This window comes from Acidaminobacter sp. QWL-03, from assembly GCF_058683855.1.
The window spans coordinates 531,860-558,387 of record NZ_CM178752.1 but is presented as its reverse complement, the minus strand read 5'-3'; the positions used below and the strand labels follow the sequence as shown (position 1 = coordinate 558,387).

Annotated in this window: 22 protein-coding genes, 1 tRNA gene and 1 other RNA gene; 5 read left to right on the top strand and 19 right to left on the bottom strand. The window is 46.8% G+C overall.

The genetic code is table 11. The features are described from left to right. Window positions 1-35: 35 nt before the first annotated feature. A complete protein-coding gene (locus AC4PHM_RS02435) occupies window positions 36-2,567 on the bottom strand; it encodes a sulfatase-like hydrolase/transferase (RefSeq protein ID WP_492019312.1) in 2,532 nt (843 codons plus the stop codon). Window positions 2,568-2,725: 158 nt separating this feature from the next. Between AC4PHM_RS02435 and AC4PHM_RS02430 the strand changes: the two genes are divergently transcribed. Next, window positions 2,726-2,809 (top strand) — tRNA-Leu (locus AC4PHM_RS02430). A gap of 80 nt (window positions 2,810-2,889) precedes the next feature. Here the strand turns inward: AC4PHM_RS02430 and AC4PHM_RS02425 are convergent. The 5 genes from AC4PHM_RS02425 to AC4PHM_RS02405 all read right to left on the bottom strand — a co-directional run bounded on the left by AC4PHM_RS02425 (window position 2,890) and on the right by AC4PHM_RS02405 (window position 7,785). After that, window positions 2,890-3,228 carry a hypothetical protein gene (locus tag AC4PHM_RS02425; RefSeq protein ID WP_492019311.1) on the bottom strand — a complete coding sequence of 113 codons (339 nt, stop codon included), beginning with the start codon at window positions 3,226-3,228 and terminating at the stop codon, window positions 2,890-2,892. 64 nt (window positions 3,229-3,292) lie between these two features. Further along, entirely contained in the window at window positions 3,293-4,120 is an 828-nt protein-coding gene (locus AC4PHM_RS02420; RefSeq protein ID WP_492019310.1) for an MBL fold metallo-hydrolase, read from the bottom strand. Between the two features lie 187 nt (window positions 4,121-4,307). Continuing rightward, a complete protein-coding gene (locus tag AC4PHM_RS02415; protein WP_492019309.1) occupies window positions 4,308-5,507 on the bottom strand; it encodes a S1C family serine protease in 1,200 nt (399 codons plus the stop codon). A 166-nt stretch (window positions 5,508-5,673) separates the two neighbouring features. Continuing rightward, window positions 5,674-7,095: a sensor histidine kinase gene (locus AC4PHM_RS02410; protein ID WP_492019308.1), complete on the bottom strand. Its 1,422-nt coding sequence runs from the start codon at window positions 7,093-7,095 to the stop codon at window positions 5,674-5,676. 15 nt (window positions 7,096-7,110) lie between these two features. Then, window positions 7,111-7,785: a response regulator transcription factor gene (locus tag AC4PHM_RS02405; RefSeq protein ID WP_492019307.1), complete on the bottom strand. Its 675-nt coding sequence runs from the start codon at window positions 7,783-7,785 to the stop codon at window positions 7,111-7,113. Window positions 7,786-7,984: 199 nt separating this feature from the next. Between AC4PHM_RS02405 and AC4PHM_RS02400 the strand changes: the two genes are divergently transcribed. After that, window positions 7,985-8,881 carry a selenium metabolism-associated LysR family transcriptional regulator gene (locus tag AC4PHM_RS02400; protein ID WP_492019306.1) on the top strand — a complete coding sequence of 299 codons (897 nt, stop codon included), beginning with the start codon at window positions 7,985-7,987 and terminating at the stop codon, window positions 8,879-8,881. Window positions 8,882-8,999: 118 nt separating this feature from the next. On the opposite strand, the gene AC4PHM_RS02395 is transcribed toward AC4PHM_RS02400, so the two are convergent. From AC4PHM_RS02395 to AC4PHM_RS02360, 8 genes are all read right to left on the bottom strand, one after another. Continuing rightward, window positions 9,000-10,466: an aminopeptidase gene (locus AC4PHM_RS02395; protein ID WP_492019305.1), complete on the bottom strand. Its 1,467-nt coding sequence runs from the start codon at window positions 10,464-10,466 to the stop codon at window positions 9,000-9,002. A 46-nt stretch (window positions 10,467-10,512) separates the two neighbouring features. Then, entirely contained in the window at window positions 10,513-10,755 is a 243-nt protein-coding gene (locus AC4PHM_RS02390) for a DUF896 domain-containing protein (RefSeq protein WP_492019304.1), read from the bottom strand. Window positions 10,756-10,759: 4 nt separating this feature from the next. Beyond that, a complete protein-coding gene (locus AC4PHM_RS02385; protein WP_492019303.1) occupies window positions 10,760-12,850 on the bottom strand; it encodes a YgiQ family radical SAM protein in 2,091 nt (696 codons plus the stop codon). Window positions 12,851-12,911: 61 nt separating this feature from the next. Then, window positions 12,912-14,354: a MocR-like pyridoxine biosynthesis transcription factor PdxR gene (gene pdxR / locus AC4PHM_RS02380; RefSeq protein WP_492019302.1), complete on the bottom strand. Its 1,443-nt coding sequence runs from the start codon at window positions 14,352-14,354 to the stop codon at window positions 12,912-12,914. A gap of 68 nt (window positions 14,355-14,422) precedes the next feature. Further along, a non-coding RNA gene (ssrS, locus tag AC4PHM_RS02375) (6S RNA) lies at window positions 14,423-14,600 on the bottom strand. A 31-nt stretch (window positions 14,601-14,631) separates the two neighbouring features. Next, window positions 14,632-15,567, bottom strand: coding sequence for an RluA family pseudouridine synthase (locus AC4PHM_RS02370; RefSeq protein WP_492019301.1), 936 nt, complete (start codon window positions 15,565-15,567; stop codon window positions 14,632-14,634). 32 nt (window positions 15,568-15,599) lie between these two features. Beyond that, entirely contained in the window at window positions 15,600-16,184 is a 585-nt protein-coding gene (locus AC4PHM_RS02365) for a hypothetical protein (RefSeq protein ID WP_492019300.1), read from the bottom strand. Window positions 16,185-16,402: 218 nt separating this feature from the next. Continuing rightward, window positions 16,403-17,176: an enoyl-ACP reductase FabI gene (locus AC4PHM_RS02360; RefSeq protein WP_492019299.1), complete on the bottom strand. Its 774-nt coding sequence runs from the start codon at window positions 17,174-17,176 to the stop codon at window positions 16,403-16,405. A 222-nt stretch (window positions 17,177-17,398) separates the two neighbouring features. Between AC4PHM_RS02360 and ytvI the strand changes: the two genes are divergently transcribed. After that, window positions 17,399-18,466 (top strand): sporulation integral membrane protein YtvI, encoded by a 1,068-nt coding sequence (ytvI, locus tag AC4PHM_RS02355; protein ID WP_492019298.1) that lies wholly within the window; start codon window positions 17,399-17,401, stop codon window positions 18,464-18,466. 153 nt (window positions 18,467-18,619) lie between these two features. Then, window positions 18,620-20,530 carry a type I glutamate--ammonia ligase gene (locus AC4PHM_RS02350; RefSeq protein ID WP_492019297.1) on the top strand — a complete coding sequence of 637 codons (1,911 nt, stop codon included), beginning with the start codon at window positions 18,620-18,622 and terminating at the stop codon, window positions 20,528-20,530. Window positions 20,531-20,601: 71 nt separating this feature from the next. Here the strand turns inward: AC4PHM_RS02350 and AC4PHM_RS02345 are convergent, their stop codons facing one another. From AC4PHM_RS02345 to AC4PHM_RS02325, 5 genes are all read right to left on the bottom strand, one after another. Next, complete coding sequence (locus AC4PHM_RS02345) at window positions 20,602-21,435, bottom strand: DegV family protein (protein ID WP_492019296.1); 834 nt, start codon at window positions 21,433-21,435, stop codon at window positions 20,602-20,604. 186 nt (window positions 21,436-21,621) lie between these two features. After that, on the bottom strand, window positions 21,622-22,239 hold the full coding sequence (locus AC4PHM_RS02340) for a cyclodeaminase/cyclohydrolase family protein (protein ID WP_492019295.1): 618 nt from the start codon (window positions 22,237-22,239) through the stop codon (window positions 21,622-21,624). 71 nt (window positions 22,240-22,310) lie between these two features. Beyond that, window positions 22,311-23,594, bottom strand: coding sequence for an imidazolonepropionase (gene hutI, locus AC4PHM_RS02335; protein WP_492019294.1), 1,284 nt, complete (start codon window positions 23,592-23,594; stop codon window positions 22,311-22,313). Between the two features lie 4 nt (window positions 23,595-23,598). Further along, on the bottom strand, window positions 23,599-24,498 hold the full coding sequence (gene ftcD, locus AC4PHM_RS02330) for a glutamate formimidoyltransferase (protein WP_492019293.1): 900 nt from the start codon (window positions 24,496-24,498) through the stop codon (window positions 23,599-23,601). Window positions 24,499-24,545: 47 nt separating this feature from the next. Then, complete coding sequence (locus tag AC4PHM_RS02325; RefSeq protein ID WP_492019292.1) at window positions 24,546-25,484, bottom strand: NAD-dependent epimerase/dehydratase family protein; 939 nt, start codon at window positions 25,482-25,484, stop codon at window positions 24,546-24,548. A gap of 206 nt (window positions 25,485-25,690) precedes the next feature. On the opposite strand from AC4PHM_RS02325, the gene AC4PHM_RS02320 reads away from it, so the two are divergent. Next, complete coding sequence (locus AC4PHM_RS02320) at window positions 25,691-26,374, top strand: MgtC/SapB family protein (protein ID WP_492019291.1); 684 nt, start codon at window positions 25,691-25,693, stop codon at window positions 26,372-26,374. Window positions 26,375-26,528: the final 154 nt, after the last annotated feature.

Below are 26,528 nucleotides of genomic sequence, written 5' to 3'. Positions count from 1 at the left end.
GGATGCACTTTCAAAGCGCACCCCCGTTGATTTTTTTATTTAGATGGCTTATAGTGCACAAGGGACTTGCCTTCCCTAATGAAGAGGTTAGTCCTTATCGCTATGTCTTCCTTTTTATCCTCACTCATTCTGGCGTCACTGGTAATGACCATATAGACAGGATTATTCTCGACAAACTGGAGCAAGTCCTCCGGATCATTCTTAAGCGCATCAGCATCTATTGCGATCTTATCGACTTTCAAGTATCCCAATCTGTAGTACTTCTCAAAGGAGTCCACGACAATGACAAAACGCGCCAATGCATCACGGTAATTATCGTAAAGATATTTTGAAAAATCAATGGACCGGTCATCGGAAAACGAGATCATCATAGCGTCTTTATGCCGGCTGAGCCAGTTCAATGAGCGTTTGAGATCCAGCGGCGTCAGACCGCCGCTCATTTTTGCATCCAGGAACGATTTCTTGCTGGCATCCTTAAGTGGTTGTTCCAGAAGTAATGAAAACTGTCCGATTGTTTCCATAGCGACGACTTCCCCATCCTCAGTCCATGAATAATCGAGCGCCAACACGCGATCACCTGCCTCATAAGCCATGTCCAGCGCTTCCTTTGTATTGGTCCCTTCAACGCCGTTTACAGGTGCCCCGCCCACAAAGACCACTTCCTGGCCGATAGTTTCAACACCATTCCCATTTTCAGCTCCGTCAGATTTTGCCAAATGACCAAAGTAGGTTGTTGCGTCTGCGAGAAGGTTATTGTCCAAAATATATTTGGACGCCTCGAATTCCTCCTTGATCTTATTGTATTGCAAATAGCAAAGGTTGATGTCTACCGGCGCTCCGGTTTTACGGTTCCAGGCTCTCGAGTTATTAAAGATGTAATCCCTGGACATTTCAAAGACATAGTCCTCACTAATAAAGGAACCATACGCAGTGTAGGCCTGGAATGCCGCAATGCCGCCTGTTGTATTCACCAGATCCTGTCCAAAAATCAGATAGTTGTCATTAGGAATCCCCATGAGATTCATAATTGTAGGCAGAAAATCGACTTGAGTGCCAATGTTGCTTACTGTTTCGTTGACGCCGGATTCCGGCGTATGGATAATCAGCGGAATATGAAGCATTTCGTCAAACTCATAAGGCTTTCCAAGAAAATCATCCAAAATTGTCTTGGACTCCAGATCTGTAATAACCAGCCCATGGTGATCACCATAGAGCGCTATGACAGAATTGTCATACATGCCGGCCTCTTTTAACTGATCAAAGAAATAAGCAAGCGCATTATCTGTATAACGCACAGATTGAAGGTAATCTCCAAAGAGAGTGCCCTGGTGCTCAGGTCTCAGTGTAATTTCCTGAAGATCAGCAGGCAATTGATAAGGATGGTGATTGCTGAGCGTAATAAAAAATCCGTAAAAAGGCTGCTGATAAGTCTTTAAAAGTTCAACGGACTGCTCATAAAACTCAAAATCATTCAAACCAAAGCCAAGAGGCTCAGTAATGGTAAAGTCCTTCTCACTGTAAAACCGCTCAAAGCCCTGGCCTGGATAAGCGAGATCCCGACCCCAAAAGTCGCCTTTGTACCCATGAAACGCAAGCGCGGTATAACCTTCATCCCTGAGCTGCCACGGTAAACCTCTGAAGGCGTTTTCCTGATAGAGCGCGTAAGATTGACCATAGACAGTCGGATAGATAGAATTATTGGTCGCGAACTCAGCATCTGATGTATTTCCCATACCTAGCTGCTGATAATAGCTGTCAAAATAGAGCGAATCATGTCCAATTAATGAATTTAAAAAAGGCGTTAATTCCTGACCTTCATAGTCTCTATTGACCACAAAATTTTGGAAGGACTCAATCTGGATGACGATTAAGTTCCGGCCTTCCCCAATCCCCCAATACTTTTGTGCCTTTAGGGCTTCAAGATCCTGATAGATCGCGTTTTTCTGTCCGACTGCACTCAAGATCTCCAATTGATCCGTCTGCAAATTCATTACTTTTCCACTGACACTGGCAACAAGGTCCTCGACATGAAAAGTAAAAAACTCTCTGGCACCAATCTTTTCGGTATAAGCAATTCTAAGCTGCGGCACTGAAAACAGAACACCCATGACTGCGGGCAATATCACGAGCAACCGCCAGCGAATCGAAAAGCGTTCCCCCTGTTTGTGGAGCATTGCTGTTAATAGAACCCAGAGGGGGATATCTATCAAAGCTATAAAATGCTTTGGCGATAAAATTGCCAGTATACTGTCTCCAATATCTCCAACCACACCGACATTCTGCAGGATCTTGACGGTGGCTCTGGCGTTGAATTGCTTAAAGTAGACAACATCGACCAAAAATATGACGGATACCACGCTATAGATCACTACAAAGATCCATGCCCCTTTGTGTTTTCCCGCCTTTTCCAGGGCGAAAAATATCCACAAGGCCATCATTACTGTCAGAATTATGGTCATCAGACTACCTTCTGACATTTGGATCATCTCATAATAAAAGTGCCACTTTAGGCTCATCAGAGCAACGAGTGCAATTAACAAAAGTAATATCTTCTTCAAAGCATTCACCAGTTCCTTTCTTCACTTGATGATTATATTACAAACAAACCCCTATATACCATAGGATACCGTTTTTTAATATTTGAATTGTTCAAAATTAACTCTTGAACTCAATGTATACTCTGTGCTATTATAATTCTTGCAGGTCATGATTTATGCCTGATTGCGCCCGAGTGATGGAACGGCAGACATAGCTGACTCAAAATCAGCCGCCGCGAGGCGTGGCGGTTCGAATCCGCCTTCGGGCACCAAAAGAATAAAGCCCCTGAAGCAGATGCTTCAGGGGCTTTATTCTTTTGGTCATTTAAGTGTCTCTGCACTCACATTCCGGCTAGATCTTATGATGGCTGTTATAGTTGGCCAGCCCAATTTCTGATAGAAAAACAGCATCTTCCACTTTTTCACCCTCATAAGTCCAAATATTGATACGTCCTTCCGGAGTCTCCAGCTGACCCTCAGTCACACCTTCAAGCTTAGGCACCGAAACCCTGAAGACCAGCCTGATATAGTCCGGATCGTTGAAAAGCGTCACGAAGATTGCATTGTCTTTGTCCACAAAATCGACCCGGTCTTCAAAAAAGACAGGCTCGAAACCTGTTCCTATTATTCGATAGATTACCTTGATCAAATTAAAACCATGCCCGTTAAACCTGTATCGATACCCTTTCATTTTGTAGACCCCCTTCAGGCTTTTTAATCTCAGATTGTATTTGTCATTAAACCCCGCACAATCCTCAGCAGTACTCCAGCACACTTCCTGAACCAACCTCCGTTAAAGGAAGCGTCTGCATCAATCTGCATTTAGAGGCGAGATCTGTGCAATGACTGGCATGAAGCTGTTTCAGGTCAAGTGATTCAAAAAATCTCACCGTGCCCTCCAGCTGCTCTTTTGTGGGCTTCTGAAGATGCAGACCTCCCACCACATCTATGACTTTTCTCGTTTCATTCAGTGTCATAGCGTGCTCTACAATATTGACAATACCGCTATGGGAACACCCTGATATTATGACAAGTCCGTCTTTTCCCAAATAGGATAATCCGGTGTCATCCAATATAAAATCCTTTTCCCAGCTTTGCCCGCGACGAGTTTGTCCAATGGCGAGCTTGCCTTCAAAATCATTTTTTCTTGGAATTTCACCCAGATACATCATACCGCTTCCCAAATTGACGGCTGACTTAGTTAGAACGACGTCGAAGACATCTTTGTAATCCTCAATATTAAAATTGACGCCATACACTTCACCGTCCAGCCCTTTTTCATAAAAGGCCTCCGGATGAGCGATCAGCCTGACGCGGTCCGGTCTGCGGCGATTTAGCCGCAAATGCCCAGCCAGCGCCGGGAGTCCCCAGGTATGATCACTATGACCATGTGACAGCACTAATAGGTCCACTTCAGAAATTTCGAGTCTCAGTCGTCTCGCATTCTCCAGGAACACCTCTGAATAGCCTGTATCAAACATCAGCTTCGTGTCGCCCGACTCAATCCATGCGCAGAAGGCAGGCTCAGCGAGAAAATACTGATCCACCAGGGTCTGATTGTCAACGAGCAGTGTGATCTTCAAGTGGCATCCTCTCCAAACTCAAACTTTTTCACTTGTGAAATATCATACCCAATTGAAGCCCTCACGATTCAAAAAACCTGAAGACTTCAATGGACCCCCTTAGTCATTTTCAAAAAAAACGAGACACCCCCTATGGATGCCTCGTCCGGTTCTAAAATTGTTTGCACGTACAGCTTGGGATCAACTATCAGGAATTGGCATCCGTCAAGGTCACTTCGAGCTCCAGTGTGCTGCCGCCGCGTACGACTCTGACAGTCACCTTGTCCCCTACCTCACGCTGCGCTAAAAGCTCCGAGAGTTGTGTCATGGTCTCAATCCTCGTGTCATCCACTGAGATGATGACGTCTTCTGCAGTGATCCCTGCAGATTCGGCGCCAGAGCCTTCAATAACGCCCCGCACATAAATTCCAATTGGAATGCCATAAGCCTCAGCGGTTTCAGCATTGATTTCCATGCCATAGATGCCAAGATACGGCCTTGACACAAATCCTTTGGAAGCCAGTTCGTTGACGATTGGTACAGCCGAGTTGCTTGGAATGGCAAAACCAATACCCTCAACGTCAGTGTTTGCTATTTTGATCGTATTGATTCCTATGACCTCACCCCTGGAATTGACAAGGGCACCGCCGCTGTTTCCGGGATTAATAGCGGCATCCGTCTGAATGAGTTTAAGCGAATTCTTATCCTTGATTTCCCTGTCAACCGCGCTGATTACCCCCACAGTAACAGTGCTGTTATAGCCGAGAGGATTACCTATGGCGATTGCAACTTCACCCACTTTAAGATTATCAGAGTCTCCAAACTTCGCCGCTTTGACTGTGCTGAGAACCTCAGCCGGGATGTCTGCCGCAGGAATTCTGATGATCGCCAAATCCGTTGATTTGTCCTTGCCAACAATTTCAGCCTTAAAATACTGATCCGGCTTCAGCTGAACCATGACTTCTTTTGCATCCGCGACCACGTGTTCATTGGTCAAAATGTCCACGGAATCAGCCGTCACAGCGAAGATAACGCCGGAACCCGAAGATTGCGCCGTACGCTCCATGTTGAAGAAATCCGTATACGTTACCGTGCTCGTGATGCTGATGACGCTTGGGCCAACCGCCTCGACAATGGCCGCGATATCCGCATTGTCTCCAGCGCTTGCTGCAATCGCGCTTTCAGTTGCTGGCTGTGTGGTCAGGACAGGCGCTTGCGTCTCGTCCGGCATTAAATAATTCTTGAAAAACATAGCCCCCGCACCTGCAGAAAAGCCGCCGACGACCGCCATGATCAGAATGATGACCAGCAGTTTAGCAAAGCTGTTTGATTTTGTTTCTGCCGATGGTCGTTTATTTGTCTGCGTTTCAGGTTCAGAAGACGTTGGTTGAAAATCTTGTTGATCCATACTTTCACCTTCCTGTTTGATTAAATAGTGCTGTGACGCAACTGTTAACACTGGTAATCTTATTGATAGCTCAAGTTTAGAAAAAATTTGTGAAGATTTTATGAACAGTTTCTAAAAAAACATTTTCAAAATAATTAATTTTTCTATAGTTCACCGGGTGCAATCTCTAGATTTGCCAGCTCACGAACGGAAGGGTCAACTGAAAAACAACACCCAGCTCAGGTGTGCTGATGACTTCAATGCGTTCATCATGCACTTTTATGATTTCGCGAACAATGGCCAGTCCCAACCCAGAAGAATCCCTGTGCTCGCTCCTTGCCCGGTCGAGTTTTGAGAAGCGCTGCCAAATTTCGTTCAGTTCTTCAGGCAATAAAACGACACCGGTATTTCTTATGCTGACCAGGACCTTGTGTTCCTGTAGTTCCGTTTTTATTTCAAGAGTCCCATTAACATCCACAAACTTGACTGCGTTATCGATTAAGTTTTGAAATACACTTTGGATCCCTGCGTAATCTGCATAAGTCTGGCAGCCAGACTCCATAAAATCAACAATGACATGAAGCTTCTTGCTTTCAATTCTCCCTTCAACTTTATCAAGTTCGTTGAGAATTAATGCATGCAGATCAAAATAGGTTCTTTCAAGTTCCAAATGCCCACTCTGCATTTTTGACAAGTCCAATATATCGTTAACCAGCTTTGTCAGTCGTTCGCTCTCGTTTAAAACTATGGTGAGATATTTTTCTTGTTTGTCCGGTTCTGATTTGCCTTCCAGCAATATTTTGGTATAACCAATGATGGACTGCAGCGGAGAGCGCAGGTCATGACTCAGATTCGAAATGAAATTTTGTTTCGTATGCTCCAGCTTCATAAGCGCTTCAGCCATGGTGTTCAAGCTTTGCGCAAGTTCACCGATCTCGTCCTGGCGCTTACTTTGGATGCGCTTGTCAAAATTGCCGCTGGTCACATGCCTGGCAATTTCATTGAGATCATTAATCTCTCTGCTCATGGCTCTGGAAAAAGTAAACAGCATCAAAAGCGCCACAACAGCACTGAGTCCGAGTCCCATAGCAACTGCAGTATTTACATCTTGAGCAGTCATGCTGATCTCTGGGATGGACGCCATTAAAAACAAGACATATTCAACCTCAAAATTTATAAAAATTGGATATCCAATCAAGAGGTACTGATCCTGTCCAAACTGACTGAGCTTAGTGCGCTTAGTAATGACGTCTCCTGAATACATCATTTCCAGGTCATAGCTGCTGATCTCCGCTTCTTCTATAAGATCCGTCACATTGGCATCTGACATAAACACACGGCCTTGGCGGTCAACCAGCAGCACTTGAGCGCCTAAGTAATTTTCAAGTGACTGCACTTCAATTTCCAATCTCTGCACATCCAGGATGCCACTCGAGGCGGCATCTGAATAAATCTGCTGGAAAGTCATGGCTTTGTCCAGCAAAATTTCTTGCTTTTGACTGATCATCAGACTGTTGATGGCGATATTGACACCAATAACAATGAAAGCAAAAGAAATCAATAGTATGATGACATAGAGCATGGACAGTCGATAATAAATGGTTCTCAAAAAATCACCACCTGATCAGATTGAAAATTTATACCCCACACCCCAAACGGTTTTAATCTCCCAAGCGTCGTGCTCAGGCAGTTTTTCTCTGAGACGCTTGATATGGACATCCACGGTTCGACTCTCACCTACATAGTCAAAGCCCCAAACCCTGTCCAAAAGCTGCTCTCTCGTAAAAACCTGATTTGGATGCGAAGCGAGAAGATAGAACAGCTCGAGTTCCTTAGGCGGCATAACGACTGGCTTGCCCTTACAGGTGACCGCAAAGCGTCCCAAATCAATAATCAGATCAGGAAACTCCAATATTTTGCTGTCTTCTGAGTTTCCGCTGTATCGGCGAAACACCGCTTTAATTCTTGCCATCAATTCGCTGGGGTCAACCGGCTTGACGAGATAGTCATCTGCGCCAAGCTCAAGTCCCATGACTTTATCAATAGTCTCCCCTTTGGCGGAGAGCATGATGATTGGCACGTTGCTGAGCTTTCTAAGTTCCGCGAGCAACTCAAAGCCATTAAGCTGAGGCATCATAATATCCAGCAGCACAACCTCCGGCATCTCAATTTTAAATAGTTGAACGGCCTTTGTGCTGTCGTTTATGGGGATGACATGATAACGCTCTTGTTCAAGATAAATCTTCATCAAATTCAAGATATTGGGGTCATCATCAACCACCATAATTTTTTTCTTCATGACGCTCCCCCATTCATCAGTTACTTTTGCTGACAATTAGTAATTTCAATAGTATACATACCTCAATTTGACTTTCATAATCCTATTCATGTGATAGAATAGAATGGAATATGGCGCTCCGGAGTAACGAACGGCGGGATTGGTTTTTTAACCCGTCCTGAAACAGATCCAACCGCAGCAGCTGTCGAGGAGTGGTAATATGGATTTCAAACAATTGGAAAGCTTTGTTATGATCGCAAAATTGAAGAGTTTCTCCAGAGCGGCGGAAAAGCTGTATTTGACGCAGCCCACCATCAGCAATCACATTCATTTGCTTGAAAAGGAATTAGGCACTGTATTGTTTAACAGAACGAATAAGCAAATCTCCCTGACACAGGCCGGTGAAATATTTTGTGAGCACGCCATCAGCATCCTTAATAAAAAGGAGCATGCTTTTTTTTCACTGGAAGAGTATAAAGGCAAAATTGAAGGCATCCTCGAAATCGCTTCAAGTTCAATCCCTGAGCAGTACTATCTGGCGGACGCGCTCAAACGCTTCAGTTTGATCTACCCTGATGTCAGGTACAATCTGATGAAGCACGATACGTCTCAGGTCATTGAAAAAATTCTCTCCGGAGAAATTGATTTCGGTATCGTAGGCGCTAAGCCGGAATCCGCGCAGCTTGACTGCATTGAAATCATGGAGGATGAAATTGTTTTGGCAGGACCTGTTGACGGTGTGGACGCCATCAAAACTGAACTCATGCCTGAGATTGCTCTGATCCTTCGAGAGCAAGGTTCTGGAACCCGTTCAGCCGCCATGAGATTTTTAAAAGAACATGCAGGGCTGGATCCCGAGACACTAAAAATCATTGCTGAAGTCGAGAGCAACGAGACCATTAAACGTATGGTGGAGTTGGGGATGGGGTATAGCTTTTTCTCGCTGCAATCTATCCAGAAGGAACTCTCTGAAAAACGTCTGAAACTGATCCCTTATAAAGATGCTAAAATCAACAGGTCTTTCTATTTCGTCTTCCACAAAAAAAGGGTTCTTTCTCCACTGTCTGATACTTTTAAGAGCTTTATAAACGAAGATAAGAAAAATAAACCCTTATAAAATTTATTGTGTGCAGTCCAGCGACCATCGGCAAAAGGGCATTGAGGGTTTTGTTTTATAATAAAACAGGCGTCCAAAGAAGTGACTCAGTGTCACATTCAATGGTCCGCCTGTTTTTTTATCGATTCAGGAAGGCCATATAGCCTTTTGCAGCCATATAAAGATCTGCTTTGCTGATCACTTCATAGGGGGCATGCATGCTTAGAACCGGCACGCCGCAGTCTATGACCTCAGCGCCTTTATTGGCAAGGATATAAGCGATTGTCCCTCCGCCGCCCTGGTCGACTTTCCCCAGTTCACCGACCTGCCAGCTGACTTTGTTGGCTTCAAAAAGACGCGCCACTTTATCAAAATATTCACCGTTGGCGTCGCTGCTGCCGGACTTACCGCGCACACCGGTATATTTCATAATTTCAAGTCCCCGGCCCATCATGCCGGAATTTCGCTTGTCGTAGGCCTCTGAGTAGTTTGGATCGAAACCTGCACTGACGTCTGCAGAAAGCACTTCCGTCTTTGCAAGGGCGCGCCTCAGCATCAAATCGTGATAAGTCCCGGCTTGAAGGAGCATCAGCTCCGCTACAGTTGTTTCAAAAAACGCGGATTCTGCACCCGTATTGCCCATGCTGCCCACTTCTTCTTTATCAGTGAAATAAGCGATTGCGGTCTTCTCCGGGTTTTGAACGCCCAATATGGCCTCGAGGCTGGCGAAAGCGCACACGCGGTCATCATGTCCATAAGAGGAGATCATCCCGCGGTCAAGTCCAACATCCCTGGCTTCCCCGGCTGGGACTATTTCCAGTTCCGCTGTTACCAGTTCGCGCTCAGTGATCCCATAGCGTGATTCAAGGAGTTTCAGCAGATGCAGTTTCACTTTGTCCTTGAGGTTCTCCTCTGAGGCTGCCGCGCTATCCGAATCGCCCTTGGACAGCGGCACGCTGCCGGCAAGTACGTTGAGGCCTTCACCAGTTATGGCTTCTCCCAGTGGCTTTGTGACTTGATCTTTGGCAAGATGCGGCAAAAGATCTGTGATAAAGAGAACAGGATCGTTCGCGTCTTCACCAATTCGAATTTCCACCAGCTCTCCGTTTTCTTTTCTGGCCGTGCCATGCAGGGCGAGTGGAATTGAAGTCCACTGATATTTTTTGACACCGCCGTAATAGTGGGTCTTCATAAACACCATGTCAGAGTCTTCATAAAGAGGCATTGGCTTCAGATCCAGGCGCGGTGCATCAATGTGGCTGCCTACAATGTGCATGCCTTCCTCAAGACCTGCCTTACCTACAACAATCATGACAAGCGCCTTGCCGCGATTGAGGCGATAGAGCTTGTCTCCTGCATTTGGCTTATAGCCCTCAGTCAGTGCGTCCATATTGAGATACCCATGGCTTTCAGCGATGCGTTTGATCTCTGCAGCACAGAGTCGCTCTGTTTTGCCCAGAGTTATGAAGGATTTATAGCGTTCACCCATTTCAAAAACTGCAGCAGTTTCGGTTTCATCCAGCTGCTCCCAGACTATGGGAAAGCTGTGAGTCAGCCGGTCTTTTATGGAGGTATTGCGGTCTGTATGCGCTTGATTAGTCGACATAATGTCACCTCATTGGTAGGGTTTGTCCTGGTTTGTTTACTTACTACTAATTCAATTTCTCTTTAAATTTTTGTGGTGTGCCCGTCTTTTGGTCTTCGACTGGATTTCCATCCTCATCCACATACCTGACTTCAATGTTGTCCAGCTGGCGTCTGAAGTTCTCTCGAAACGCCTCCAGGTACTCTTCTCTAAGAAGCTTTTGTTCAATTTTTTCTGATTCAGTCAATGAACCATTTTTTGCTTTGTTCGCTAAAATATTGATTCTGTCCAGTTTTTCTTTGGATAACATAGTATCAACTCCGTTTAGTTTTAAATCCGCTGCCAGATGACTTTGTTTTGGCACTTTGGCGCGCACCGCCTTTTGTGTTATTGCGAGAAAGTCCTTTTTCAGTACTGTGGTCAGTTCTGACCGATTTGTCAGTTCTGACGGATTTGTCAGTTCTGACGGATTTGTCAGTTCTGACGGATTTGTCAGTTCTGACGGATTTGTCATTTTTGACCGATTTATCCTTTTCAGCGGTTCTGCCCTTGCCTCGGACATTTGTACCGCTGCCCGTTCCACGCCTTTGATCCGGAACTTTCGAGCCGTCTCGCGGCTTGATCAGGCAGTTGGGACCAAACCCTATAAGATCCGTGCGGCCAGCCTGGATAAGCGCTTTATAGACCAGCTCGTAATTCTGCGGCCTTCCAAATTGAAGCAGCGCACGCTGCATTTTCTTTTCTTCTTTGCTCTTCGGCACATATACCGGTGTCATATCACGTGGATCCAGCTCCGTATAAAACATGGTGGTCGAAAGTGTTCCCGGCGTCGGATAGAAATCCTGAACCTGCTCAGGCTGATAACCTATCTTCTTAAGATAGACGGCTAGTTCGATAGCGCTGTGCAGCGTGCTTCCGGGGTGTGAACTCATCAGATACGGCACCAGATATTGCTCCAGTCCGCATTGCTTGCTGAGCTCAAAAAACCGGTCCACAAATTTGCCATAAATTTTGCCGGCTGGCTTTTGCATTTTATCCAGCACTTCCCCAGCAACGTGCTCCGGTGCAACCTTAAGCTGACCGCTGACGTGATGCTGAACCAGTTCCTTAAAGAAAGCGGGGTTTGGATCAGCCATCAGATAATCATATCTCAGTCCGGAGCGAAGGAAGACTTTCTTGACGCCCTCTACCTGGCGCAGCTTGCCTAACAGCAGTCTCAGATCTTCATGGTCGATTTCGAGGTCCTTGCAGGGTGCAGGATACAGACACTGCTTATGCTTGCACGTACCCAGCCTGAGCTGCTTTTTGCAGGACGGTGCTCTGAAATTAGCCGTAGGCCCGCCAACGTCGTGAATATAACCCTTAAAGTCGCGATCCTGAACAATCCGTTTCGCCTCTTCGAGAATGGACTTATGGGACCGACTCTGAACAATTCTCCCCTGATGATAGGTCAAGGCACAAAACGAACAGGAACCAAAGCAGCCACGTTCTGAAATAATTGAGAACTTGACTTCTTCAATGCCCGGAACCCCGCCCAGACTCTGATAGGCCGGGTGAATGTCTCGTTTATAATCCAGCGCATAAACCTGGTCGAGCTCGCTGCGATTCAGCGGCATGGCCGGGGGATTCTGAACGAGCCATCTGGTGCCGTGGGCCTGCATCAGCGTCTTCCCGCGAATGGGATCCTGCTCATCATATTGAACCATGAAGGCCTTTGCGTAAGTTCTCTTATCTGCCGTCACTTCTTCAAATGAAGGAATTTCTACAGCATCATAAACCTCATCCCGGGACGCGGCAACATAGCAGGTACCGGGAATATGACGGATATATTTAGGCTCAAAGCCCTGATTCATCAAATTTGCTATTTCGACAATCTGATGCTCTCCCATGCCGTACACCAAAAGATCCGCCTCAGAGTCAACGAGGATGGATCTGCGAACTTTGTCATCCCAGTAATCGTAATGGGCAAAACGTCTGAGGCTCGCTTCAATGCCACCAATGATAATAGGCATTTTGGAAAAAGTTTCTCTAATCTTTTGAGTGTACACAAGGGTTGCACGATCTGGTCTCAAATCCATCTTTCCACCGGGCGAATAGGCATCTTTGTCTCTTCGCCGCTTGCTGACGGAATAGTGATTGACCATGGAATCAATATTTCCTGCTGTCACCAAAAATCCCAGTCTTGGGCGTCCGAATGTCTTAAAGGCCTCTGTGGTTTTCCAGTTGGGCTGAGACAGAATTCCGACTTTAAACCCAGCATCCATCAGTACGCGCCCAATGACCGCCGCACCAAAAGTAGGATGATCGATATAGGCATCACCAGTGACAAGTACAAAGTCCACGCGCTCCCAGCCGAGCGCGCTCAGATCCTCTTGATTGACAGGCATAAATCCCTGATTTGACATACAAAACTCCTTATAGGTGTGGATGAGCTCAAGTGTTTGACAACCTGCGCCCAAAGGGTGCTTACAGCACCTGTGATTTCATTAACCCGGGCTTGCTCCCGGACATTTCATGGTACATGGCTTCGATCTCATTAAAGATGATCCCGAGCCCGGCCTCAATTTCCTTTTCATCTATGGCTGCAATGCTGAGCCTGAAGGATGAGCTCTTCAGCTGCAGATGATAAAAGGTACTCCCGGACAAAATCGCCACACCTTTCTTGTTCAGCCGCCACATCAATTCATCCGCATTGAGGGCTGCATCCATGGTAATCCAGTAATTATAGCCGCCTTGCGGCAGATGATAGTGGATCCATGGCACATCGTGTGACTGAAGATAACGCGTGATAACAGCATGACGCTTGTCATAGATGCGCTTCATGAGAACGATTTGACGGTCCCAAAGGCCCTTTCGTATATACAGATCGAAAGCACGCTGCAATAGTCCTGAAGTGGATATGTCTGTGGCGTGCTTGGCGAGGGCAATTTCATCCTGCAGCGCCTCAGGAACGACCATGTACCCCAGTCGCAGCCCAGGCATCAGTACTTTGGAAAAGCTCTTGACGTAAATAATTCTATCATAGGGATCATAGGCGCTCAGTGGCGATACAAGCGCATCACCGGTATTTAAATCCGCAGCATAGTCGTCTTCAAGGATCCACGCCCCGCAGGATTTCGCGATTTCAATCAAGCCTCGCTTTTTCTCGTCACTGTAGCAATATCCCGTAGGATTTTGAAAGTTGGGCATAACATAAATGAGTTTGGGCTTCAACTTTTTGGCTTGTTGACTTAGGGCCTCCAAGTCAATGCCGTCCTCCTGGATGGGGATTTCAACAATTAGAGCGCCCTTGAGCTTGAAACTTGCAAGCGCGCCGGTGTAGGTTGGGGCTTCGACGAAAACATAATCGCCATAATCCAGTACGGATTTCGCGACAAGATCGATCCCTTGCTGAGCTCCGGAAATGATTTGAATCTGGTCCGGGTCAAGAGCGACTTTAGATCCTCCGAACATAGCGGACAGAGACTGTCTAAACGGAAAAAAGCCCTGGCTCTCGTGATAGCCAAAGGCATAGCCCTTATCCCGTTCCAGTACTTCGTCAATGACGATTTTAAAATCCTTAACCGGAAAGAGATCCGCTGTGGGGGATGAAACCGAAAAATCATAAGGCACAATACGATGACGTTCCTCCGTGTCCCTTTCATTTTCCAGTTCATCTTCAACAGGCGCGACATAGGTACCGCTGCCGATTTTCTTATAGACCAGCGCATCTTCTTCCAGGAGCTTGTAAGCATTGACAATGGTGACATTGTTGACACCCAAAATAGCGGACAATTTGCGAATAGGCGGAAGCTTTTCATGAGGCTTGATGGAGTTGTTGAAAATCAGGGTGCGCAAATGCTTATACACCTGAATGTATAAGTGCTCCTGATCCTGCTTATCAATGGTTATTCCATAATAAGGCTGCATGTACTTCCTCCTTGCCGCATTCACTTTTATCTTGCATTCGCAAAAAAAATCTTCATTCAAAAAATGAAGATATCTCCAGAGTGCCGTCAAGGATGAAATTCAGCACCACACTCCACCTAAGTGGGTGTACTGTTCCAGAGTTCTGGCGTCCGGTCTGGCCGGCTTGTCATCTCTCAGAAAACACGTGCTCCCTATAATATGCCAGTGGTTGAATTTTATCCGTAATAACGCACACCCCAGAGTACTGATTACATTATAATACAAGTTAGCAATAATATCAAATCTTGAATGCATCCGAGACGGCATCCGAGTCGCGAAGCTGCGTCAGGAGACGCTCGAAATCTTCCGGAAGCGGCGCTTCAAAGCAGTGGTATTCGCCCGTCCTCGGCAGTCTGAAACAGAGTTTGAAGGCATGGAGTGCCTGTCGGTCGATCAGGTCGGACCCTTCGTGGTACAACGTGTCTCCCACCAGCGGATGTCCCAGGTGGCTGAAATGCACACGGATCTGGTGCGTCCTGCCTGTTTCGAGACGCACTTCCACCAGTGTCGCGCTGCCAAAGCGCTCCCTGACCCAGAAATGGGTGGTGGACGGTTGACCATCGGCCATCACCTTGCGCTCGACCTGATCTTCATCCGGTCTGCCAATAGGCGCCTCAATAGTGCCTTCCTCAGCCTCGACCCGGCCGTGGACCAGCGCCAGATACCGTTTCTCCACCTCATCCCGCTTCATCTGCTCCGTCACCACATGCTGCGCGTACGGATTCTTGGCAATCAGAAGCAGCCCGGACGTGTCCCGGTCAAGGCGGTTGATGAACCTGATTTTTGGGTTGATGCCCCGCTTCTTGAAGTGCATGGCAAGGCCGTTGCCGATAGTCCCGGAAGGATAACTCTTGGTCGGGTGCACCACGACAAAAGGCTGCTTATTGATCAAAACCAGATCGTCACTTTCATAAACCACTTCAATGGGAATTGCCTCAGGCTCGAAATAGTTTTCCTCAATCTCCATCTGATAAGTGATCAAATCTCCGGTTCTGACAAACCCATTGACCGAAACAGGACGGCCATTCAGGAGCACATCCTTTCGATTCTTTCCGTTTCTTACCTGACGGACAGATAAATCCATCCACTGTACCATTACATCTATGATTTTCATTCCGGTTTGGGCTTCCTCAATCCGGAAGTCCAACCTGTCATGTCCCAGCTGTTCAAACATGTTTCTGACGCCGCCTTCCCAAATTCTTGAGCTCAAATGCCAAAGGCGAGAACCATAAAAGCATTTGTCTTGGATTCCTGGACGACAATATAGCGTCCGAATTTTTCATCACAGTATTCATAAAAGGCCATGGTGACCTCCAGAGCGTCTCCAAAGTCCAGAACGCTGACTTGGACGCGCTTCCAACCCGACTTCTCGAGATAGGCCACAGCTTCAGGGGTTAAAAGTTCGGCTGGCACTGATCCAAAGATATTGCCGTGCAGGGTTAGGTATTCGGTCCAAAACGCGTTGTGGGCTGCCTCGGCGCCAGCCTCGGCAAGCTGCCTTGCCCGGGTCTCCACAAAATGATCCAGATAATCGCCGTCATAGACGTTTTCGACTGTTACCGGCTTCATTAGAAATGAGATTTCATTAATGAGTTCATGCTTATATTTTAATCTCAAAGCTTCATCACGACGCTTGGCATAGTCGATTTCATCCTGAACGGACAGCTCAATATCATCGCAAATCAAGCGGATTCTCTTAATGGCTTCCACAACATTCTCTGCCTCTCCGCGGGTCAGCGCCCTGTCCAGGTCAATGAGCATATTGCTGAGTTGATTCGTCTTCAGGTGCATTTGAGGTCACCTCCGTGTACTATTAACCTTTACATTATATCAAAAAAGCGCTCGACTGCAACGTTAAGGCAACAAACGAAGGAGACGGATGCCATCGACAAACACCATAAACCTCAGGATCCACTCATTCGTGCAAAACAAAAGGAAGATGAATCAGGCAGCGATCTATAAACTGCACTCTTTCATCTTCCTTTACTTTGTTGGATCAGAAATTCAAATTAATACCCTAGTATAGAATAACCGCAATCCACGTGCAGAACTTCACCTGTCACGCCACTGCCCAGACTGCTGAGCAGGAACACCGCCGCGCCGCCAATCTCTTCCGTAGTTACCATGCGTCTCATAGGCGCACGGTCGACAAAATTCGAAGACAGATTGCTGAAGCCGCTGATGCCCTTTGCTGCCAGCGTTTTCACCGGTCCGGCCGAGATAGCGTTGATTCTGAAGCCAAGTGGTCCAAGATCATGTGCCAGATAGCGAACGCTCATTTCCAGCGCTGCCTTTGCAACACCCATGACATTGTAATTCTTGACGACGCGCTCGCCACCGAGGTACGTCAGCGTCACAATGGATCCGCCCTCTTCCAGTATTGGTAGAGCATGCTTAGTCACAGCGACCAGCGAAAATGCACTGATGTCCTGGGCCATGCTGTAGCCGGATCTGGAGGTATTGTAATAATCACCGTCCAGTTCATTTTTATCTGCGTGCGCTATGCTATGTACCACACCAAAAATCTTGCCTTCCTTAGATGCGATCTCATTGAACGCTTGTTCAATGCTGGCATCCTGGGTGACGTCACACTCAATCATACGCACGCCGGTAATGCCCTCTTCCTCGACTAACTTTTCAAGCCCTCTGAGGCTCTTTTCCCCGTAATAAGTAAAAATGAGCTGCGCGCCTGACTCGATCAGTTTTCTGCTGATGCCCCACGCAATACTCCATTTATTAGCCACACCCATTACCAGAATCTTTTTCTGATTCAATAAGCTCATGGTAACCTCCATTTATAATTAGTTATTAGTATCTGATCACAATCTTTTACCATTATAAAGGATTGAAAAGGTAAAATCAAGTCCTGTTATCCCTTTGACAATCTATGCCCTCACCGCCGCATACACCTCATTTCAACCATTTCCTTGCAAAGGTCCTTCATAGATGTTGTGGACTGTTTACTTAAAATGGGTATGAGTTGTAATGATTCGGAGGTGATCTCGGTGAATTCAATTATCTTGTCCAAGCTAAGCCTGATCGCGCTGGGGCTTTTCTTCCTGTTTCTTTTCTATACCCAATTGATCCCGCTGCTGTTTGTACTGCTCCCATTTTGGCTGGGTTATCTGCTTTCACGGCCTTTGTGCAGCATAGTGGATCGCGTCAAATCTGGTCTTAGTCTGCCGGATTCGCTGATCACCCTGGTGTTGATGGCTCTTTTTATTGGTTTGGGCGGTTTTATTATTTTCAGGCTCGGCATCATTATTGTGCTCTCAATTAAAGAATTGCTGCCCATGGTTCCCGGATGGATTGAAAGTCTCACAAATTACAACGAACGTGTCCTGAATGTCATTGAAAAAGTTTTCCTCAACCTTCCCGAAGAGTCCGCCGGTTTTCTGACCACCGCTTGGTCAGGTTTTTTAGGCTCCCTTGCTTCAGTGTTCTCAGAGGCAGCCACGTCCTCTTTCAGCATGCTAAAATCGCTGCCGCGCCTGGTCGTCTCACTTCTCGTCATTATAATCTCCACATTCTTTTTTACAGTCGACAGAAAACGCATTGAAAAGCTGTTCAGACCGTGGATTCAAAAGTATATCAGCGACAACCAGTATATTCAAACCTTCAAACAGGATGTCCTCAAAGTCGTCGCAGGCTACTTCAAGGCCCAGCTGACCTTGATGACCATTACATTTGCAGTCTCCCTGGCAGGCTTATTGATTCTGAGAGTGCCAAATGCGCTTCCAATAGCCGTCGGCATAGGTCTGGTGGATGTTGTGCCGGCTCTGGGACCTGCGGCGGTTTATGTGCCGTGGGCGCTTTCAAAGCTGATCCTGTCTGATGTCTCCATGGCGGTTAAACTGCTGATTCTTTATGCCGTTGTCACAGTCACCAGACAAATGCTTGAACCTAAAATTGTAGGGCATCACATTGGCATCCATCCATTAATTACGCTGTTTTCGCTTTATTTAGGCATCCGTTTTCTTGGCTTTTCCGGTTTGATCCTTGGTCCCCTCACCGCCATCACAGTCGTCGCTTATTACAAAAAGTTCTCAAAAGGACAAATTCACGAACATTAAAACGTTATATTTGTTTATCATGCGTGATAAACTGGTTGTTTTATGATTTTTTTATGTTTTCATTGGTATTTTTATTGAAATTTCCTTTACTTCTTTTCATTATCTCTCTATAATAATTCGTGAAAGAGCATAAACTTAGACCGGAGGTGTAACGTGAACGATCTTCTATATTTTATTCCCGCTGATCAACACGACGAAGAATCTATTAAACAACTGCTGGCTGATCATCCCCAGATAAAGTTTGTTTCCCTGACCGCAGTGGATTTGGGCAACAATAGCACAGATGAAAAGATTCCAGTTCAAATTTTTCTTGAAGACATTGATGGTTTTTTGAACCAGGGTGTTCAAACGGACGGTTCAAGCGTTTATTTGCCGAAAATCGCTCAGATCAACAACGCCAAGGTTGACCTCATTCCAGACCGAAATGTAAAATGGATGGTGGATTACAACCTGGCTCACCGCGATGTGGCTACCGGACGCCCGGTTGGCACGCTGGTCATCCCCGCGTTCCTTTACCATGACGGCAAACCAGTCTGCTCAAGAGCAGTCCTTAAAAAGTCAACGGAATACTTCAAATCCACCCTCAAAGCATGGCTGGCAGAGAGCGACTACGCAAGAGAGTTCCTCGGCATAACGAGAGATGAAGTTGTCGAGGAAGTTTACATGACTATGGCAACAGAAGTGGAATTCTGGGTTAAAACACCTGATCATAGAACAGACACTGAAAAACTTACTGCTTCTCAAACACTGAAAGAGCAGTACTGGAAACGTACCGTAGGTCCGGTTAGAACCGCCATGGAGCAGTCTCTGATCAACCTGGACAACTATGGCTATCACGCTGAAATGGGGCACAAAGAAGTTGGCGGCGTTCCTTCCAAGCTCGCTGGCATGAGCCAATTTACGCACATTATGGAGCAGCTCGAAATCGACTGGAAATATGATGAGGCACTTCAATCTGCGGACCACGAGCTCTTTGCCCGCGAAATCATTCGAGAGACTTTTGTCAGACACGGACTTAAAGTGACCTTCCGCGCAAAGCCTATCGAAGGCGTCGCAGGAAACGGCGAACACCACCACGTTGGGATCGCGGTCAAGCTGAGTTCCGGAAGAAAATTGAATTTATTCTCACCTAAGAATATGAAGGACTCCTACCTGAATCCTTTCGGTTGGGGCGCACTCATGGGCATCCTGAAGCACTATGAAGTCATCAATCCTTTTGTCACTTCTTCAAATGACGCCTTTAACCGCCTGAAACCGGGCTTTGAAGCACCGGTATGTACTGTTTCCTGCATCGGCCACACTGTGGAGGTTCCGGCTCGAAACCGTACCGTCCTGATCGGACTCATCAGAGATATGGATAATCCTTTTGCAACGCGCTTCGAGCTGCGTTCACCAAATCCTACCTCCAACACCTACCTCACCACTGCGGCTGTCTATCAGGCTATGCTGGACGGTATTGCTTACGTTCTGGACAAGAAGCCAACAGAGGCAGAGCTCGAGAAGGAACTGTCCAAGTCCTACGGCGAGGACTCTGATTATCTTGAGAAATTCAGAGCCTATCGCAGTGAGGAAGATGTCTTTGAGCACTATACCAGTGAAGAGCGCAATCAGTTGTTTGGCGTTCCGCCTCGTACAGTTTGGGAAAATCTCAAAGCATTTGATCAATATAAAGACAAAGTCAGTGTTTTAACACGCGGCGAAGTCTTCCCGGAAAAAGTCATCGAGTCTTATCAGGCGACCATTTTAAGTCAGTGGGTCTCCGAACTCACAAACCGCGTGATCCCGACGAATGAAGACCTGATCAGACGTTATGTCAAGCTTCACGGTCTCGACGACATAACGGATCTTGACATCGTCAACTGGGAAAAAATTCGCGCGCTCCGCTCAGAGCTCATGAAAAACAGTTTGGATAAACAGGCCCTCTTTACCCGAATCAAGAACGCGATCCGCGACGAGCAGTTTGAGCTCGCCAGCGAACTGCAAATTGAAATGATGACGAAAATGACGATGCTGAAAACCATCTATACAGAGTATCGTCACAACCTGATTTCAATTGAGAACTAACACTTAAACCAATCCATTAAAAAGGTGCAGCACTCCAGCCAGCAATTGATTGGAGCACTGCACCTTTTGAGTTAAAATGACACTATGATTCCCTGTCGGTCACAATACAAGCTGCTCAGCCCATGGGTCTGAACGATAATCACCTCTTTAAAGCCGCAGTGCTTCTGAATTTCCGTTTTAAGATGCGCCGCTCTCGTAGGGTTGTTGACGTGGGAAATCGCCAGAATTTTGTCCTCGACTGCTTTGGCATTCTCGTAGATCATTTCCAGCAAGCGATCGAAAGCTTTGTTCGAACCCCGTGCTTTGTCAAACATCCTGATTTCGCCGTCCTCAGCGCCCATGATAGGCTTGATGCTCAGCGCCGTGGCGAACGCACCTTTCAGCTTCGAAATCCTGCCGTTCTTAATCAAATTGTCCAGAGACTCGGAGACAAAGAATGTTTTCATGCCACTCACATAGTCCGTTATGGCTTCAACAATCTCATTGAAATCCAGACCTTTTCCAATAAGCTCATGCAGCTTCATAGAGATCAGGGTTTCCGCAATTGAAGCGCTCTTGGAATCCACGAGATGAATCTTCTTGTCAGGTTGACTCTCAAGGAACATCTCTTTCGCGATTTGGGCGCTGTTAAAGGTTCCGCTCAGTTTGGAAGAGATCGTGACTACAAAGCAGTCCTCCTCGCCTTCGAAGGCTTCAATAAAATCATTGGGAGAAGGACATGCAGAACGCGGCACATCTTTGGCCGCACTCATATCCGCAATAAACTGAATAGGATCGAGCTGTGCGTCATCCACATAGTCTACACCATCCAAGGTCAGCTTAAATGGAACGATTTCGACCGGATATTTCGCTTGAAGATCAGGTGACATATCATTAGAGCTGTCCGCAATTATCTTGAACCCCATTTGTTCCACCTCATTTAGCGTCTTTCTTTGATTATAGGGTATTTGGCGACAATTGACAAGTGAACGGACGAAGCCTGCAGTCATGGATGCAGTTGACATCAAGTTTCCCATTGACAGGTTAGCCACACTTATAATAAACAAAAACCCTGGAGAAACTGATCCAGGGCTTTCTTATCATTCATTCTATTAGAGCTTCACTTTTGAAAGAATTCTAGCTTCGATTTCAACGACTTCCTTCTCGATGCGTGCAACTTCAGCAGCAGCCTTCTCAACATACTCTGCGTCCTTAATGGAGCCGAGGTTGATCTTGACGTTGTAAAGTGCGGAGAGTACAGCCGTACGCGTCATCATAGCCGCAACTGCGCCGTCTGTGACTGCGTTGCTGTTGCCTCTCTCGACAACCGCTTCGATCATGCCGAGAATTTCCATAGCAGCCTGAGCAGTTTCAAGTGGTACATTCGCTGCAAGCTTCATGCCGTTCTGAATGGCTTCAGTTCTGGCCTTCTTCTCTTCGTCCGTCTCTTTAGGGAGCTTGAACGCTTTCATAACGTCGTCGAAGGAGGTTGCATCCTTGTCAATGAAATCGACGAACTTTGGCGTATAGGCGCTCATTTTTTCTGAAATTGCCTTCATTTCATCTTGAACTTCGTCATAACCTTTTTTGCCGATGGTTAAGTTCGCAACCATCTCCGCAAGGGATGATGCGATTGCTGCAGAAAGTGCTGCAACACTGCCGCCGCCAGGAACTGGAGCATCTGATGATGTAGCTGCCAAAAATTCGGTAATTTTCATATTGGATAACATGAATTTACTCCTCCTTAAATAATTCTGATTTCAGTATACTTCAACTTCAATTAATATGCTATAGAAAGAATTTACAAAATCTCAATTTTACAAGCATCAAAAATGAGTCTTCCGTTCTTTATCACTTTTTCAACGGTGGAAACGCCAATGTGATAAGGAATATACTGATAAGATGGGAACTCATGAATCACAAGGTCTGCCTTTTTCCCTGGGTCTATACTTCCAATTTCATGAGCGCGCCCAACCGCTGCAGCGCCATTCAGGGTCAGACCCGTAATGACTTCCTCTATGCGCATGTCCATTTGAAGTGTAGTCAGCGCAATTGCCAAAGGCACAGATTCCGTGAAACAGCTGCCCGGATTGAAATCCGTCGCCACTGCGACCGCACACCCGCTGTCAATCATGCGGCGCGCTCTGGCGTAATGCTCTTTCAGACTAAAGGCTGTACACGGCAGAACAGTCGCAACAACCCCCGCTTCTGCCATTCTGCGGATGCCTTCATCCGACGCCTGAAGCAGATGGTCAGCAGAAACAGCCCCAACTTCAGCTGCCAGCTCAGCACCGCCCAGCTGAACGATTTCATCTGCGTGGAGTTTGAGCTTGAAGCCCATGTCTTTCGCTGCGGTCAGAAGACGTCTGGATTCCTCAACAGAAAATACATTCTGCTCACAGAAGATATCACAGAATTCGGCGAGGTTTTGTTCCCTAACTAAGGGCATCACTTCAGTGATCAGGTATTCAATAAATTCTGCGCCTCTTCCCTTATACTCTGTTGGCACACTGTGGGCGCCCATGAACGTGGTGACGAGGTCCAGGGAGTGGTCTGTCTGAAGGGCTTTCATAACCTCGAGCTGCTTGAGCTCAGTCTCTTTGTCAAGACCATAGCCGCTCTTGGCTTCCACCGTGGTGACGCCAAAACGGGTCATGCTGTCGAGGCGTTTCATCCCGGTCGCATACAGCGTTTCAAAAGATGCCTCACGGGTGCCGCGCACGGAATTGATGATGCCGCCGCCGCGATTCATGATGTCGACATAGGAATCTCCGCGAAGACGCCAGTTGTATTCGTTTTCTCTGTATCCCCCAAAGACCAGGTGCGTATGGGAATCGACGAAGCCAGGCAAAATGGTCTTGCCGGTACAGTCAATCACCTCATCCGGGACTATGTCGCCTATGGTCTCTCCAGCCATCAAAATGCGCTCGATCCGGTCGCCTTTGACCAGAACAGAACCGCCTTCGATGACGTCAAGTTCCTGCATCTGTTCACCTTTTTTAGCCTCGAAGCCGCTGACCGTAACGATTTGTGCAGCATTTGACAGTAGAAGGACGAAATTTTCATCTGCCTTTTTTTTAGTCATGATTTTACTCCATAATTCTTTTTTCAAGAATCTGATCCATGGAGAAGACTTCAACACCAAGGTAATATTCTGCAGTGCTGATCAGAGCTTCCATAGGCACGAGCCCGATGACTTCACTGCCCACGACGTTGACGCCATAACGCTTCGCTTCGATTTTGACGAGCTCAAAGACGCGATAAAGAGGTGTTTTGGTGAAGTCCGTCATATTCATGGAGACTTGAACCTGCCCGCGGTCAGCAAGGTCGATTCCGATAGCTTTGCAATATCTGAGACCGCCGGAAAGGAAGCGAACATTTTTCGCGATTTTATTGGCAATTTCAAGGTTATTTGTATCGAGGTTGATATTGAAGGCTACGAGCGGCATTCTGGCGCCAATCGCTGTGATGCCGGCAGTCGGATGGATGTCTGTGCCAAAGTCAGGCTTCCATTTGTCCTCTTTGACTTTTTCAGCCATACCCTCGAACTGGCCTTTTCTTAGATCAGCGAGGTTCTCGCGGTGTGAAGCGGACGCTGCCTTTTCATAAAGGAAAGAAGGTATGCAATGCTTTTCATAGACAAGTGCTGCTGTCTCCTTTGCAAGGGCGACACACTCCTCCATGGTGACATTCGTGATTGGAATGAAAGGAACGACGTCTGTTGCGCCCATTCTAGGGTGCTGGCCGCGATGTGTCGTCATATCGATCAGCTCGGATGCAATGCCCATGGCTTCAACCACAGCTGCCTTCAGCGGCTCAGGCTCACCAACAACCGTGACGACGACGCGGTTATGATCTTCATCATTGCTGTAGTCAAGAAGCTTGACGCCCTCTTTGCCTCTGAATGCCTGAACGATTTTTTCGATCTTTTCACGATCTTTGCCTTCACTGAAGTTTGGGACACATTGTACAATTTTGTTAAACGCCATTTTTAATTGCCTCCATTCGATATTGTTTTATTTGGGGGTACCGGCTCCTAACGGGATCTGGAACCGAGTACTTTGAGCATGTGAGTTGTCATGGCTGACAGGTCGTATTCAGACCTCCAGCCCCACTGCGTCCTGGCGCAGCTGTCATCCAGCGAGTTGGGCCACGAGTCGGCAATGGCTTGCTTGACGGGATTGATGTCATAGTCCATTCTAAATTCAGGAAGATGTTTTTGAATCTCCTCTGCCAATTGAGAGGGTGAGAAGCTCATTGCAGAAATGTTGTAGGCATTGCGATGCTCAAGCTTTGCCGGGTCCGCCTCCATCAGCTCAACCACCGCTCTGAGAGCGTCCGGCATATACATCATGTCGAGAAAAGTCTCCGGTCCCAGATCACAAGTGAATTGACCGGTCTCAACCGCGTTGTAGAAAATATGCACCGCATAATCCGTAGTCCCTCCACCCGGAAGTGCTTCATGGGAAATCAATCCCGGAAAACGTAATCCCCGAGTGTCAACACCAAAGTGATGATGGTAGTAATCACACAGCAATTCTCCCGAGACTTTGGATATGCCATAGATCGTTCTGGGACGCTGTATGGTCAGCTGCGGCGTGTTGTCCAGAGGCGTCTCAGGTCCAAAGGCTGCAATGGAACTAGGTGTGAACACCGCTGCAGAAGTCTCCTTTGCCACCTCAAGAACATTGTAGAGGCCATTCATATTGATCTGCCAAAGAGCTTCAGGATTCTTTTCTCCCTGGGCAGACAAGATAGCCGCCAGATGGATGACACTGTCAATTTGATGTTTGCGAATGACCTCAAAGAGCTGTTCGGCACTTAGAACATCCAGTTTTTCGTAGATTGCGTGATGACGGATGTCTTCGTGTCTGCCTGAAGCAATGACTTGATCAACCCCATAAATGGACTGCAGATAAGTCGTCAGTTCAGTGCCAATTTGTCCGGATGCGCCTGTGATAAGTATTTTTTTCAATTCATACACTCTCCCCGGGTCGCCGGATCCATTCACAGTGTAGATCCCGGCTGTCAAAAAAGCGTCAAACTGCAGGCGGATAATCAATATTAAATTGATCATCCCACCCTGATTGTACCCGAAATTTCAAAAAATCATCGCTTTGGTCGGATTCGGATGTTAAACTTATGAATAATGATGATTGTTTGACGCTTGGAGGTCATATAATGCCCGAATTCATGGTCACCTCAGATATGCTCATAAAACTGCTGCTCTCCTGCGTTCTCGGCGGTATCATTGGAATTGAACGCGAAAGCGTGAACCGCCCTGCAGGCTTTAGAACCCATATGCTCGTCAGTATTGGCTCTACCTTGGTTATGATGATCAACGCCATCATGACCAGCGCCTATGGGGAACTGGTCATTCTCGATCCCGGACGTTTTGGCGCTGCGGTCATCAGCGGGATAGGCTTTTTAGGTGCCGGTACCATTATTAAAGAAGGTAATTCCGTCAAGGGCTTAACGACAGCAGCAAGTCTCTGGACAGTTGCCTGCATAGGCCTTGCTATTGGGGCAGGCTATTATTCGCTCAGCATTATTACCACGCTGACGGTTCTGGTCATTTTAGAGCTGTTCGCGCGGATCGAAAAAAACATCATCAAAAAACGCAGACAACTTGTACTTCGGATCGTATCTGAAAACACGCCAGGCCAAATCGGCAAGATCGGAGATGTCACCGGCTTTCACAAATGTTTGATCCAGGATATTGATTTGGATCATCAGAGTGATCAAACCGCTGTTATTACTCTGGCGCTTAAGTATCCCAAAGCCTTTGATCTCACTGGCCTTATGGATGACCTATCCGCGCTGAGCGGGTTGAAATCCGTGGAACAGGTAACACCAATCCAGTAGGACATTCCGGAAATAACTGTGCAAAAAGAATGAATGTTAAGCCTGAATTTTGCCAGCAGGTTTTACGTTCTTTTGCATAGATATTTCAAGAATGTTGTACTAGTAATGCGTTCTCGATATTTCTTTACAAAAAAAAGACGGTGTCATTAGGCTG